General features: G+C 65.5%; 13 protein-coding genes and 1 tRNA gene. 2 read left to right on the top strand and 12 right to left on the bottom strand.

Going from position 1 to position 13,241, the window contains the following annotated elements:
• Nucleotides 1-31: 31 nt before the first annotated feature.
• The 10 genes from Q0996_RS24150 to Q0996_RS24105 all read right to left on the bottom strand — a co-directional run bounded on the left by Q0996_RS24150 (nucleotide 32) and on the right by Q0996_RS24105 (nucleotide 9,840).
• A complete protein-coding gene (locus Q0996_RS24150; protein ID WP_299626298.1) occupies nucleotides 32-1,087 on the bottom strand; it encodes an ABC transporter ATP-binding protein in 1,056 nt (351 codons plus the stop codon).
• A 130-nt stretch (nucleotides 1,088-1,217) separates the two neighbouring features.
• Nucleotides 1,218-2,195: an ester cyclase gene (locus Q0996_RS24145; RefSeq protein ID WP_299626295.1), complete on the bottom strand. Its 978-nt coding sequence runs from the start codon at nucleotides 2,193-2,195 to the stop codon at nucleotides 1,218-1,220.
• Between the two features lie 50 nt (nucleotides 2,196-2,245).
• Nucleotides 2,246-3,271 (bottom strand): ester cyclase, encoded by a 1,026-nt coding sequence (locus Q0996_RS24140; protein WP_299626292.1) that lies wholly within the window; start codon nucleotides 3,269-3,271, stop codon nucleotides 2,246-2,248.
• Nucleotides 3,268-4,254, bottom strand: coding sequence for an ester cyclase (locus Q0996_RS24135; protein WP_299626289.1), 987 nt, complete (start codon nucleotides 4,252-4,254; stop codon nucleotides 3,268-3,270). The genes Q0996_RS24140 and Q0996_RS24135 overlap by 4 nt, the downstream gene beginning before the upstream one ends.
• Before the next feature lie 56 nt (nucleotides 4,255-4,310).
• Entirely contained in the window at nucleotides 4,311-5,372 is a 1,062-nt protein-coding gene (locus tag Q0996_RS24130; protein WP_299626287.1) for an ABC transporter ATP-binding protein, read from the bottom strand.
• Nucleotides 5,372-6,205, bottom strand: a complete 834-nt coding sequence (locus Q0996_RS24125) for a carbohydrate ABC transporter permease (RefSeq protein WP_299626284.1) — start codon at nucleotides 6,203-6,205, stop codon at nucleotides 5,372-5,374. Before Q0996_RS24125 ends, Q0996_RS24130 begins: the two co-directional genes overlap by 1 nt.
• A gap of 3 nt (nucleotides 6,206-6,208) precedes the next feature.
• The gene (locus Q0996_RS24120; RefSeq protein ID WP_299626281.1) at nucleotides 6,209-7,135 is read right to left on the bottom strand and encodes a carbohydrate ABC transporter permease; all 927 of its coding nucleotides are present in this window, start codon (nucleotides 7,133-7,135) and stop codon (nucleotides 6,209-6,211) included.
• Nucleotides 7,136-7,169: 34 nt separating this feature from the next.
• Entirely contained in the window at nucleotides 7,170-8,507 is a 1,338-nt protein-coding gene (locus Q0996_RS24115; RefSeq protein ID WP_299626278.1) for an ABC transporter substrate-binding protein, read from the bottom strand.
• A gap of 420 nt (nucleotides 8,508-8,927) precedes the next feature.
• Nucleotides 8,928-9,003: transfer RNA gene (locus tag Q0996_RS24110), tRNA-Ile, on the bottom strand.
• A 114-nt stretch (nucleotides 9,004-9,117) separates the two neighbouring features.
• Nucleotides 9,118-9,840, bottom strand: coding sequence for a CHAP domain-containing protein (locus Q0996_RS24105; RefSeq protein WP_299626275.1), 723 nt, complete (start codon nucleotides 9,838-9,840; stop codon nucleotides 9,118-9,120).
• Nucleotides 9,841-10,250: 410 nt separating this feature from the next.
• Between Q0996_RS24105 and Q0996_RS24100 the strand changes: the two genes are divergently transcribed.
• Together Q0996_RS24100 and Q0996_RS24095 are read left to right on the top strand one after the other, a co-directional pair.
• Nucleotides 10,251-10,469 (top strand): YMGG-like glycine zipper-containing protein, encoded by a 219-nt coding sequence (locus tag Q0996_RS24100; RefSeq protein ID WP_299626272.1) that lies wholly within the window; start codon nucleotides 10,251-10,253, stop codon nucleotides 10,467-10,469.
• A 61-nt stretch (nucleotides 10,470-10,530) separates the two neighbouring features.
• Nucleotides 10,531-10,989 carry a septal ring lytic transglycosylase RlpA family protein gene (locus Q0996_RS24095; protein WP_299626269.1) on the top strand — a complete coding sequence of 153 codons (459 nt, stop codon included), beginning with the start codon at nucleotides 10,531-10,533 and terminating at the stop codon, nucleotides 10,987-10,989.
• Nucleotides 10,990-11,041: 52 nt separating this feature from the next.
• Here the strand turns inward: Q0996_RS24095 and Q0996_RS24090 are convergent, their stop codons facing one another.
• On the bottom strand, nucleotides 11,042-12,235 hold the full coding sequence (locus Q0996_RS24090) for an adenylate/guanylate cyclase domain-containing protein (RefSeq protein ID WP_299626266.1): 1,194 nt from the start codon (nucleotides 12,233-12,235) through the stop codon (nucleotides 11,042-11,044).
• Between the two features lie 360 nt (nucleotides 12,236-12,595).
• Nucleotides 12,596-13,241 (bottom strand): sigma-70 family RNA polymerase sigma factor (locus Q0996_RS24085; protein WP_299626263.1); only part of this gene is annotated, 646 nt, incomplete at its 5' end.

Genomic DNA, 13,241 nt, shown 5'->3' with positions numbered 1-13,241 from the left:
CCCCCGGACAGGGGCCGCGTTTTTCATTTCCTTACAGATAGATGCGGGCTTCGCTGTCGCCGTCGAACAGATAGAAACTCGAGGGCGCGGCGGTGAAGCCGACCATGGAGTTGATCTCGGCCCGAAGGTCCTTGGCGCCGCGGGCAGCCACCATGGTCCTGCCGGCCTTCATGGTGACCTGCGTGGCATCGCCCAGCAGCTCCATGGAAAAGACCGGCGCACTGAAAGGCGCGCCCTCGGCGTCGACGATCTGCAGGTCTTCGGCACGAACGCCGAGCACGACGTTGTCACGGGTCGCATTGCCGAAGCCACCGACCCTGACCCCGTCGGCGATGAAGGTGCCCTCCTCCAGCCAGCCGGGCACGAGGTTCATCGCCGGCGATCCGATGAAGCCGGCGACGAAGAGGTTGGCGGGCTCGTTGTAGACCTCCTCGGGCGTGCCGACCTGCTGGACGACGCCCTGGCGCATCACCACCACCCGGTCGGCCAGGGTCATCGCCTCGATCTGGTCGTGGGTGACATAGATCGTGGTGACCGCCAGCTCGTGCTGCAGGTGCTTCAGTTGCGCGCGCATGGAGACCCTGAGCTTCGCATCGAGGTTCGACAGCGGCTCGTCCATCAGAAAGACGGTGGGCTCGCGCACGATGGCGCGGGCCAGGGCCACGCGCTGGCGCTGGCCGCCGGAAAGCTCCTTCGGCTTGCGGTCCATGAAGTCGGTGAGTTCCACCATTTCCGCGGCCCGCCGCACGCGCGTATCGTGCTCGGAGGCCGCCACCTTGCGGACCTTCAGCGGGAAGCGGATGTTCTCGTAGACGTTCATGTTGGGATAGAGGCCATAGCTCTGAAAGACCATGGCGACGTCCCGGTCCTTGGGTTCGAGATCGTTCACGACGCGCTCGCCGATGCGGATCTGACCCGACGTCGGGTCCTCCAGGCCGGCAACCATGCGCATGGTCGTGGTCTTGCCGCAGCCCGAGGGACCGAGCAGCACCAGGAACTCGCGGTCCGCAATCTCGAGATCGAATTCGTGAACGCCCACGAAGGAGCCCCAGCGCTTCGTGACCTTCGCGAGGGAAACCTGGGCCATGCCGCATGCCCCCTTGTTTCTTGTGTTTTCTTGGGATGCCGGATGAAACCGGCGATCCTCCCAGTGCCAGAGCACTTGCGTCACGATAGGGTGTTTTGCATTCGTATGCAACGACATTTTGCATACGAATTCAATTTGCCGCGAGACCGCCTCTCTCTGCCGCTTTGAGGCGCGGAATCCGGCCCAAAAGATCGACCCCGCACTGCGCCCAGAAGTCGATGAGATCGATCAACACCCAGTTCTCATGCAGACGGGCGCCACGGCGGACGTAGAAGTCCATGAGATTCATGCCGATGGGTTTGCCGGTCGGCGCCAGCCCATGGAATGCCGCCCCCGTGAAACTGCCCTTGAGGCTCGGCCAGCCGGTGAAGGCCGCCGTAACCCCTTCGGCAATGCGCGCGCGGTGATGCCCGCCGGTGCGGTCCGGAAAGCTGGCAACGGAAGGGCCCTGGGCATAGTTCTGAAACTCCCGAAAGCCATAGCAGGAACCAATGCCCCAGGGCCCGTGCCAGACCATGTCCGGGTGCCAGAAGGCCTCCATGCCCATGCTGTCCAGGCCCCGCCGGTCGAGCCGGTTGCACCCGTCGATCATCGCCTCGACAAGATTGAGGGTCCGCCTTGTCTCGTCGGCGTCTTGCAGGTGGAGGCAGAGCCCGTTGCCGGCGCAAGGTCCTGGTGGCGTCACCGCTCCACCCTCGAAGGGCGGCAGCAAGGGATAGCCGGCCTGCGCGGCCAGGCCGAGGATGTCGAAGAGGCAGCGGATCTCGACGATGCGGCCCTCCGCCACGCGGTAGAACTCGCCGAAGCGCAGCCGCACCGGCCTCTGCGGTGCCGGCAGGCCAAGCCAGTCCGTCACCATCACTCCCGCCAAATCGCCTGAGGTCGCCACCCAGTCCTCGCCCTCGAAGCGCCCGCCGAGGAAGAGATAGGGCTGTCGCTGGGCAAAGGGAAAGCTCCGGGCCAGCGGCAGGTAGACTCGCTCGAAAAGCGCATCGCGTCCGACGAGCCTGCCGATGGGCAACGGTCCGTGAAAGGTGACGTGCTCATCGAAGGCGGCCTCGCGCGGCGGCACGAAGGGTTGCGGGCGCCCCTCGAGACTTTGCCACAAGCGCCAAACCAGCTCCTTTGCGTCTTGGAAGCCCATAGCCGCTCCGTGCGCTAGCGGAAGGGATCGCGATAAGCGGGCGTGCGCTCGGTCATGCGCTGGAAAACGTTGACGCCAAGCTGGTGATAGACGTGGAGCAGGTCGACCAGCACCCAGTTTTCGCGGATCAGGCCCGCTTCGCAGCGCCAGAAGTCCAGGCTGCGCATGGTGATCTCCTGTCCGGCGGGGGCGATGCCCAGCCAGCCGTCACCGCTCAGCGTCATTGCCAGGCCGGGCCAGGCCGTGAAACCGACATAGTCACCGTCGCCGAAGAGATGAGAGGGCACATCGACGGCGCGACGGCGGTCGGGCATGGCGTTCAAAAAAGGGATCTGATGGGCCCTGCGAAAGCCGACGATCTGGCGGCTGGTGCCGATGCCCGCGGGACCGTACCAGTTCATCTTCGGGTGCCAGTAGCGGTCCAGTTCCATGGCCGCCACGCCGCCGCTGGCGTGGCGCTTCAGCGCCGCCAGCATGTCCTCGACAAGCTTGGCGCTGGCGTTACTCTTTGCCTCGTCGCGGGGGCCGCCAAGGATGCCGTCCTGGGTCGCCGGACCCGGGACATGCCATTCCAGCCCCAGACTGGGCGACATCGGCCAGACGCCGGCCTGCATCATCACCTCGGGGATGTCCCAGAGGGCCTGCACCTCGGCCACGCGGCCGTCGCGCATCCGGAAGAACTCGTGGAAACGCAGGCTCACCTGCTGGCAAGTCGGCGGAATGCCCAGCCAGGGCGCGGCGAAGATGCCGGTGTAGTAGCCGCCACAACCCACCCAATCGTGCACCCCGTCGGAGCCGGCGATGACCATGGTGTCGCGGCGCTCGAGATCGGGGATGGCCTCGGCCAGGGGCCCATAGACCGCCGCAAGCAGCCCCTCCGGTCCCGCCACCTCCTCGAAGGGAAAAGACATGCGGATCCGGCAGTGGGGGGCGAAGAGCTCGGTCACAACAGCCTTCAGGCCTGCCGGGTCGTAGTCGTAGAGGGCCCGGCGGAACGGCGTCACGGCCGCCTTGTTGCGGCTGTGGCGGTCGCTCGTCATGGCATCTCGCCGGCACGGGCGATGAGGTCGACGCCCATCTGGTCGAAGAGATCGAGGTAGTCGAGCAGGACCCAGTTCTCCATGATCTTGCCGCCGGCGCAGCGGTAGAAGTCCATGACACGGAGCGTGAGCGCCTTGTTGGTCGCCGGCACCCCCAGATAGTCGCCTCTGTGGGTCATGGTCATGGAGGGCCAGCCGCTCACCGCCGCATAGTCGCCGTCGCCGATGTGGCAGAAGTGGTTACCGCCCTTGCGGTCCGGAAAGGCCTTCAGGAAAGCCAGGCGATGATCTTTCGCGAAGCCGGCCCAGGTATAGTTGGCACCGATCCCGCCGGGCCCGTACCACAGCATGTCGTCGTGCCAATACCCCTCGGCACCGGTCTGGTCCTTCGACTGGAAGGTTTCGGGGTCGTAGTGATGCAGGTCGCCCAGCATGGCCTCCACCAGATCGAGGGAGGCCGCGCCCTGAGGCCGGTTGGCCGGCAACACGCCGTCGTGGCTGGCCGGGCCGGGAAACAGCATCTCGGTGCCCAGCATGCGCGGCAGCGGAAAGCGGCCGGCTTGGCGCATCAGATCCGGGAAGTCGAGAATCAGCTTCGCTTCCGCGATCCGCCCCTCCTCCAGGCGATAGAATTCGCCGGAGCGCAGGAAGGCTAGGCGGTCGCTGGGCGCAATCCCCAGCAAGGGCTCCCGGAAATTCCCGACGTAATGAGTCACCGCGGCGACCCAGCTGCCGGGCTGGCAGCGGTTCTCCCCGCCGATGAAAATCTCGTCGCGCCGCCTTGCCCCCGCAAGCGCGTTGCGCAGCGGCAGCAGGAAGCCTTCCAACACAGCCTCGCGGCCCGCCAGCCGGTTGATGGGAAAGGCGAGGTCCCAAACGCTATCGGCTGTGAGGTGGGCCTCGGCAAGGCCGCTCAAAGCCGACTCCGGCGCCGCGATCATGCGGTTCAGAAAGCCATAGGCCATACTGCGAGGGTCACTCATCGTCGCTACCGGATGCATCAATTGGAGAGCTGGGACTGCCGAGGGGCTGCCCGGCGTCAGGAACTGCGCGCAATACGCTCCTCGGTCGCCGAATCGAAGAGATGGGCATGGCTGAAGTCGGCGTGGATGCCGACCAGTTCGCCGATATCCTTGCGCATGTGCCGCGGTCCGCGGGCACAGACGTGCTGGCTGCCGACCACCACCGTCACCAGAATGGCTTCCCCGGTGAGCTCGGTGGCATAGACCGGCGCATCGAAATGCCCGCTGCCGGCCTCCACCACCGTCAGGTCCTCCGGACGGATGCCGAGCACGACCCCCTTCCGGGACCCGCCGCCGACCTCCGGCAGCTCGATGTCCGCGGCCAGGAAGGAGCCGTTGTTGGTCTCGCCTGCGATGAGGTTCATGGAGGGCGATCCGATGAAGCCGGCGACGAAGAGGTTGGCCGGATTGTCGTAGATCTCTTCCGGTGTCGCCAACTGCTGGATGATGCCGTCACTCATCACCGCCACCCGGTCCGCCAGGGTCATCGCCTCGATCTGGTCGTGGGTCACGTAGATCGTGGTGGTGGCCAGTTCGTGCTGGAGGTGCTTCAGCTCGGCCCGGGTCGAGACCCGCAGCTTGGCATCGAGGTTGGAGAGCGGCTCGTCCATCAGGAAGACCTTGGGCTCGCGCACGGTGGCCCGGGCGAAGGCGACGCGCTGACGCTGACCGCCGGAGAGCTCCCGCGGCTTGCGCTCGAGGAGATCGCCGAGCTGAACGCGGGCGGCGGCGCGGTCGATGCGCTCCTCCCACTCGCTCTTCGGCACCCTGCGCACCTTCAGCGGATAGGCGATGTTCTCGCGCACCGTCATGTGCGGGTAGAGGCCGTAGTTTTGGAACACCATGGCCACGTCACGGTCCTTCGGCAGGTCGTCGTTGACCATGCGGTCGCCGATCCAGATCTCGCCTTCACTGGGCTCCTCCAGACCGGCGATCATCCGCATCGTGGTCGTCTTGCCGCAGCCCGAGGGGCCCAGCAGCACCAGGAACTCACGGTCACGAACTTCCAGCGATTGATTGTGGACACCGATCACCGCGCCCCAGCGCTTGGTGACGTCCTTCAGCCTCACCCCAGCCATCAGCGCACCGCCCCCATGGTCATACCCTGCACGAAGTGTTTCTGAATGAGCAGCGCCAGAACGAACATCGGCACCATGATGATGATGCCCGCCGCCGCCAGAAGGTTCCAGAGGTCGCCCTCCTCCGCCTTGAAGAGCGCCAGGCCCACCGGCAGGGTCACCGCCTTGTTGGTGGTCAGGATCAGCGCAAAGAGGAAGTCGTTCCAGGCGATGATGAAACAGAAAATGGCCGCGGTGACGATTCCGGGCGCCGCCATGGGCAGCACGATGTTGCGGATCACCTGAAACCGCGTGGAGCCGTCGACGAGCGCCGATTCCTCGGTGTCGATGGGAATGCCGTCGATGAAGCCTTTGATCATCCAGACCGCGAAGGGCATCACAATGGAGAGGTTCACGATGATGAGGCCGATGCGCGTGTCGAGGATGCCGAGCTGGCGGAACATGATGAAGAACGGCAGCACGATCACCACCGCCGGCACGAACTGGGTGGCGAGGATCATCACGAACATGATGCGCTCCCCGAACAGACGGAAGCGCGAGAAGCTGTAGGCCGCCATGGTCGCCAGCGGAATGGCGATCAGGACGGTGACGAAGGCCACGATCGTGCTGTTGAAGAGTTTGTGGTGCAGGTCGTAGGGCGACTGGAACACCGTCTCGAAGTTTTCCAGGGTCGGCGTGAAGACCACCTTCAACTGATAAACATCGACGTGAGTCTTGAAGGCCGCCATGGAGATCCAGAGGATCGGCACCATCATCACCGCCGCGGTGATGAGGATCAGCGCCACGTGCAAGGCGCCATAGAGGCGCTTTCTCTGCTTGTTGGTGAGCGCCATTCCTCAGCCCCTGCGGAAGACGTAGCGGGTGTAGAAGTAGGTCAGCACGATCATCGGGAGGACCATGATCCAGGCGACCGAGGCGGCGAAGCCCATGTCGTAGTACTTGAAGCCGTTGAAGTAGGCGTAGTGGGCCAGGGTCTGGGTCGCGGTGCCCGGGCCGCCGTTGGTCAGCATGTAGATCTGGTCGAAGGTCTTGATGGAGAAGATCGACTTCAGAATGATGACGATCGCCAGCACCGGAGCAAGCTGCGGCAGCATGACGTCGCGGAAGGCTTCGAAGCCGGAAGCCCCGTCGACATAGGCGGCCTCCACCGTCTCTTTGGGCAGGGCCGCGATGCCGCCGATGAGCACCAGGGTGATGAAGGGGATCCAGCCCCAGATGTCCGCCATCACGCAGACCGCAAAGGCAAGGGTCGGATCGGCGAGCCAGGAGACCTCCGCCAGCGGCGGGATCAGTAGGCCGAAGAAGGCATCGAAGAGCCCGAACTCCGGATTGAACATGAAGCGGAAGGACACGCCTACGAGGGCCGGGCTCATGGCGAAGGGCAGGATCAAGAGCGTACGCACCGTGAGCCGCAGCCGGCCGCCCGGTGCCAGCAGCAATGCGATGCCGAGGGCAATCAGGGTGGTGCAGCCCACGGTCAGCACCGTGTAGACAGTGGTCACCACCGTTGCGTTCCAGAAATCCGGCTCCTCCAGCAGCGCCCAGCTATAGTTCTCCCAACCGATAAAGGGCCCGGGCACGTGAGATTTGGAGAGTTTCCAGGTCCGGAAGCTCAGGATCAGGGACTGGATCAGCGGCCAGATCGCCGTCGCAAAGACCACGACAACGGCCGGCAGGACCAGCAGGTATTTGAGGTGGCGGTCGCGCACGAAATCCCGTCCCTCGCCTGCGGCCCGCTCCCAGGAGCGGGCCCGGCAGCTCAAGTTTCGAAAAGCGGTCCCCGGCGGGTCGCTGCGGTCAGTAGTAGCCGGCGCGCTTCAGGATCTTCTCCGTCCGCTCGGCGGCACCCGTCATCAACTCCCTGACGTCACCCCCGGCCGCGGCCTTGGCGATGGCGGCCGACAGCAGGTCGCCGATCTCCGGCCACTCCGGGATCTGCGGCATGATGTCGGACTCCTTCAGCGACTCCCAGGCCGCCTTCTGGATGTTGTCGTTGGCCGCGTTGACCTCGGGGTCCTGCAGGTTGGCGATATGGGTGACCACGTTGTTGATGATGGTCTTGCCGCCGACTTCGCGCACCGTCGCGTTGGCCTTGTCCATCTCCGGGTTGGACAGCCACTTCAGGAACTCCCAGGCGGCTTCCTGGTTCTTCGAATACTTGGAGATCGAAAACGGCATGGAGATGGCATAGCTGACCGAACGGCCCTGGTAGCTGGGCAGCCCGGTGAAGGCGACCTGTTCCTTGCCGAGCACCGAGGACTTGGGATTGATCATCGACGAATAGGCCCACCACCAGACCGGGATCATCGCCGACTTGCCCTGCATGAAGGACTGGCGGGCATCCTGCTCCACGAAGGAGAGGGAGGCCGGGTTGGTCACATTCCGCTTGGTGTGCAGAGCGATGTAGTCTTCGGTCGCCTTGATGCCGGCGTCGCTGGCCCAGGCCGGCTTCATGTTCTCGTCGAAGACGGTGGCGCCGGCCGACCAGAGGAAGTTCAGCCAGATGAAGAGATTCTGGCGGTTGCCGTCGTTGTGGTAGTACAGCGCCAGCGGCTCGATATCCTTGCCCGAGGCGCGGATCTTCTCGCCCGCGGCGATCACATCGTCCCAGCTTTGCGGCGCCGCCAGCCCGAGGTCGTCGAAGACGTCCTTGCGGTAGAACACCAGCATGGCATGGGCGCGCAGCGGAAAGCCCAGCACCTTGCCGTCGAAGGAGGCCGACTTGGCGAAGGCGGCGGGGTAGCGCTCCATGGAGATCCCGTCGCGCTGCAGCCAGTCGTCGATGGGCTGCAGCCAGTGGGCGTTGGGCGGCCCCCAGGAATCGAGATAGTTCACCACGTCGAAGCTGCCGTCCGCGGCGACACCGACGGAAGCAACCTTCTCCTGTAGCGCGGTGAAGGGAATGAAGGTCCAGTTGGTCTCGATGCCGGTGAGTTCGGTGAACTCCTGGTCGCGGAGCATCAGCCCGTCGAACTGCGGCGTGACCACCGAAAGGATGTTGATCTCAGTACCGGCGTAGGGCTTTCCGGCCTTGAGATTGTAGGGCAGTTCCTCCGCCACTGCGGCGCCGGCCAGGCAGCCCGCAAGGGCCGCCCCGGCAACCGCTGCGACGAGATCTCGTCTAGACAGTGTCATGGTTTCCTCCCCGTGCATCGCCGCGAAAGGCCGTTTCAACGATCACCATCGCCGGTCAATGCCTCTTTTTGCATACGTATGCAGAAAATGGATACCACGATTTGCGTTCGAACTCAAGAACCTCAGCCAAACGCGCGCAAAGCACTGACATTGATGCGCTTCTCAGACAGCGCTCGCTCAAGGCGCCGCGGGCTACCGACGTCTGATCGCGTGATTGCCAAGAGAAAGCATCGATAGGACGAAGGTCACACGGCTGCTGCGTTCGGCTGTCCGATCGCGCCGGCTCGTGCAAGAGATCCGCAGTGGTGGGCAGCCGGCCTGCGTTACAGAAGAAGCGCTCACCCGCCGGAATGAGTTGCCGCTCTTGTGGCAAGAGCAGATAGCCTTCGCCGCCGACGTTTCGGGAAATCGTGGTCGGAGTGGTGGGCCCGGCAGGATTCGAACCTGCGACAACACCGTTATGAGCGGTGGGTTCTAACCGCTGAACTACGGGCCCGGCGCCATTGTGCCGCCGCGCGCCGACAGATCAAGCGAATTGCCGGGCGCCGCCGGGGCGCACGCCGGCCCCCGGAGTTCCGGCAGGTAGTCACGCGGAAACGGCCGGGCGGCCTCAGTTGGCGGCCTGCAGCAGGTCCACCTCGTCGGGACTCTTCGGGTAGATGAAGCCGTAGATCGGATAGCGGCCGCTGCCGTAGCGCCGGCCCGGGGTGTACCAGACCTGGACCACGGACCAGTCGTTGTTCTTGGAGATATCGCGCACCGGGGTATAGCGGTGGATGCGCCCGCGGTTCAGCCAGTTGGCCTGATGCACCAGGACTTCCCGCTCGTTCAGAACGTCCACCACATAGGCCAGATGGCCGTAGCGCAGGCGCCGGGTCTTGCTCAGCACCATCACCGCGCCGGCCTGGGGCGTCTGGCCGCGCTCATAGCGCCCCGTCGCCTTGGCCCACCAGGTCCAGGCGTCGCCGCGGATGGAAAACCCGGAGAGGCGGCGGGTGTAGGGCACGCATTCCAGATGCCGGCCGGCGGAGAGGATCGCCGGGCGCGGACGGCTCGGCAGCGGCAGTCGTGGCAGGCTGGCGAGGCTGGCCGGTTCGGCTTCGAGCAGCGGGCCGAGGGCACCGGGACCGCCCGCTGCGTCCCGCATGGCAAGCCCGCGCTCCCAACTGCGCTCGACCGGGTCGACGGTTCCTCTGACGGCGTTCACCGTCTGGTTCAGACCCGGCTGGCTCACAGACGAGCCCTTGGGCGTTGCCGGGTCGACGGCAGATTGCGGCGCGCTACAGGCCGCCAGCGCGGCCAGCAGGCAAAGCAGAAGGCAACGGACAAGCATCGCGCGGGCCGCTCAGCGGCCGGGGCGCTGCCACAAGCGGCAGCACAGCAGGCAGGAGACCTCGGCGGGGGGGCGCACGGACACTTCCTCCTTCATTGCCTGAGCCGCCAATACGGCTCTTATTGTTTTTTGCTCAAGCCCTTCCGACAGGAATTCCGGTGGAAGCGAACGCTTGCGGCGCCCGCGAGAGTGAAAACCCGAGACGCCGGGCAGTTCTCCGTGCGGACGACGAATTTTACGCAAAGCGGGATTACGCTGTCCCCCAAAAGGGTTCTAAGGGCACAGAATTGACATAGCAAGGCTCGGATTCGGACCCCTATATGCCCTCCACGGGGCTCACTACAGCGACATCACGGGGCACTCTGAGATTGCTGATTGAGGAGAGTTAGATGATTCGTTTATCAGTTGTCATGCTTGCGACTAGCCTTGCCCTGTCAGCCTGTGGATCCTCCACCGGCGACCGCGGTCTGAGCGGTGCCGGCATCGGCGCCGGCGCCGGTGCCGTGGTCGGCGCAGTGACCGGCCTCACCGTCGTCGAAGGGGCGCTGATCGGCGCGGCCGCCGGCGGCCTGACCGGCGTGCTGACCGACGAAGACGACATCGATCTCGGCAAGCCGCTCTGGGACTAGCGGCCCGACGCCGCCCCGCTCACCCTTTGGATCTGACGACTGACCTGCGGCGCCCGGCGGCGTGAACGCGTGGCAATCGACGACCGGCCGGCTCTGCCGGGGCCTCGCCCTCGGGCTGTGCCTTCTGGCGCTCGGGTATGCCGCCGGCTGCAGCGGCCCGACGGTCCATGCGTCCCTGCCGGCGCCGGGTGCCGCACTACCCTCGGGCCAAGTGGTGCGCAGCTTCACCGGCATCGCCTCCTGGTACGGCAGGCCCTTTCACGGCCGCCTGACCGCCAGCGGCGTGCGTTACGACATGACGGCGCTGACCGCCGCCCACCGCAGCCTGCCCTTCGGCACCCGCTTGCGGGTCACCAACCTGACCAACCGGCGCTCCATCGTGGTGACCGTCAACGACCGGGGGCCTTTCATCGAGGGACGGGTGCTCGATCTTTCCCGGGCCGCGGCCCAGGAACTGATGTTCATCGACGCCGGTCTCGCTCGCGTGCGCATCGACGTGCTCGCCGCGGTGGGATCTTAAAGCGTCTTCGACTGACGTCGAATCGGTTCCAGCCGTCAAAACACCAAACACTCTAGGGGCTCGGCTCGAAGACCGTCTGCGGTTCGGCCACCCCGCGGAGTTCGTGTTCGCCGCGGTCGTGGAAGGCATGACCGGGCAGCAGCTTGGCGAAGTCGGCCGAGACTAGGATGCGGGGACCCAGGTTGCCGGCCAGATCGGCGAGACGGCTGGCCAGGTTCACGCCGCTGCCCACCACGGTGTAGTCGAGGCGCGCACCGGAGCCGATGTTGCCGTAGGCCACTTCGCCGAAATGCAGCGCGATCTTGATGTCGAAGCGCTGTTCTGCCGGCGCTTCGGCGCGATGCGCCGCGACCCGCTCGACGATGGCCTGCGCCGCGCCGAGGGCTTTGGCGCAAGCCGCCGTTTCGTCGTCGCCGGCGCCAAAAATCGCCAGCACGCCGTCGCCGATGTACTTCAGGACCTCGCCGCCGGCCTCCTCGACGGGCGGCACGACGCAGTCGAAGTAGCGGTTCAGCAACTCCACGGTCTGCGCGGCAGTCATGGCCGCGGAGAGCCCGGTGAAGCCCCGCATGTCGGCGAAGACGATGGCCGCGCGCATGGGCACCACGTCGCCGCGGCGCACCTGCCCGGAGAGAACCCGGTTCTTCGGCTCCTCGCCGATGTACATGCGCAGGGTCTCGTTGAGCAGGATCCACACGCGGTTGACATCGAGCGTAGCGGCGGTCGCGGCCTCAACAGCCCGCAGCAGCGCGAGGTCCGAAGGGCTGAAACCCTCGGGGCGGCGCGTCGCGAAAGTAAGGCCGCCTTCGCCGCCGTCGCGAAAGAACACCGGCGCACAGATGTAATGGCTGTATCCGCCGGCGCGCAGTTCCTCGACGATGCCGAAAGCCTCGTCATCGACCTCGTCGAGGCGAAAGGTCACCCAGTCGCGGGTGCGGTGTGCCACGGCAAAGGGACTTGACTGGTAGACCGCTTCGTTGCCCCAGCCGAATTCCAGCAGCTTGATCCCCTCGCCGCGGATCCAGTGACGGCCGAGGCCGCGGCGCGCGGCATAGAGAGTGGGGATGACGCTGGTGAAGCGGTCCAAGGGCACGCCCGCGTCGGTCACGCGCTGGACGAAGCCCTCGACGACATCGTCGGGATCGGTGAGGAAGCGGGCCTCGCCGATCAGCCAGGTCTGGATGGCCAACGCCTTCGCCAGCAGGTCGCGGTCCAATTGATCCAGCGATGGCACCCGGATGCTCATGGGAGGTCGCCCCGTTTCGTAAGCTTGACCTTAAACTTGGCGAGACAGCGGGACAAATCAACGGATTCGGCGGACGAGCGCGCTCAGGCCGAGATGCGCGTCACCATGGGCGAGGCCGCCGCGCGCAACGAAAAAGAGTCTCTTCGCACGACGAGCGAGACCCTCTACCCGTCATCCCGGACAAGCGAGCGCAAGCGACCGCGATCCGGGATCCATGGCCGGGACGGAGCCCGGTGGCACCATGGACCCCGGCCTTCGCCGGGGTGACAGCTTGGGTATGGCCCGGATACAGACGCTATCGATCAATGACAAAGGGCCGCCCGGATGAGCGGCCCTTCCCGTGAACGGATAAATGTCGCCTCAGGTATCCAGGAACGAGCGCAGTTTGCGCGAGCGGCTGGGGTGCTTCAGCTTGCGCAGGGCCTTGGCTTCGATCTGGCGGATGCGCTCGCGGGTGACGGAGAACTGCTGGCCGACCTCTTCCAGGGTGTGGTCGGTGTTCATGCCGATGCCAAAGCGCATGCGCAAGACGCGCTCCTCGCGCGGGGTCAGGCTGGCCAGCACCCGGGTGGTGGTCTCGCGCAGGTTGGCCTGGATCGCCGCGTCGAGAGGGATCACTGCGTTCTTGTCCTCGATGAAGTCGCCGAGGTGGCTGTCCTCCTCGTCGCCGATGGGGGTCTCCAGGGAGATCGGCTCCTTGGCGATCTTGAGGACCTTGCGCACCTTCTCCAGCGGCATCACCAGACGCTCGGCCAGTTCCTCCGGCGTCGGCTCGCGGCCGATCTCGTGGAGCATCTGGCGGCTGGTGCGCACCAGCTTGTTGATGGTCTCGATCATGTGCACCGGGATGCGGATGGTGCGGGCCTGATCGGCGATGGAGCGGGTGATCGCCTGGCGGATCCACCAGGTGGCGTAGGTCGAGAACTTGTAGCCGCGGCGGTACTCGAACTTGTCGACCGCCTTCATCAGGCCGATGTTGCCTTCCTGGATCAGGTCGAGGAACTGC

It is taken from the genome of Pelagibius sp., assembly GCF_028289705.1.
Classification (GTDB): Bacteria; Pseudomonadota; Alphaproteobacteria; order Kiloniellales; family Kiloniellaceae; genus Pelagibius.
This window is presented reverse-complemented; position numbering and strand designations above follow the sequence as displayed.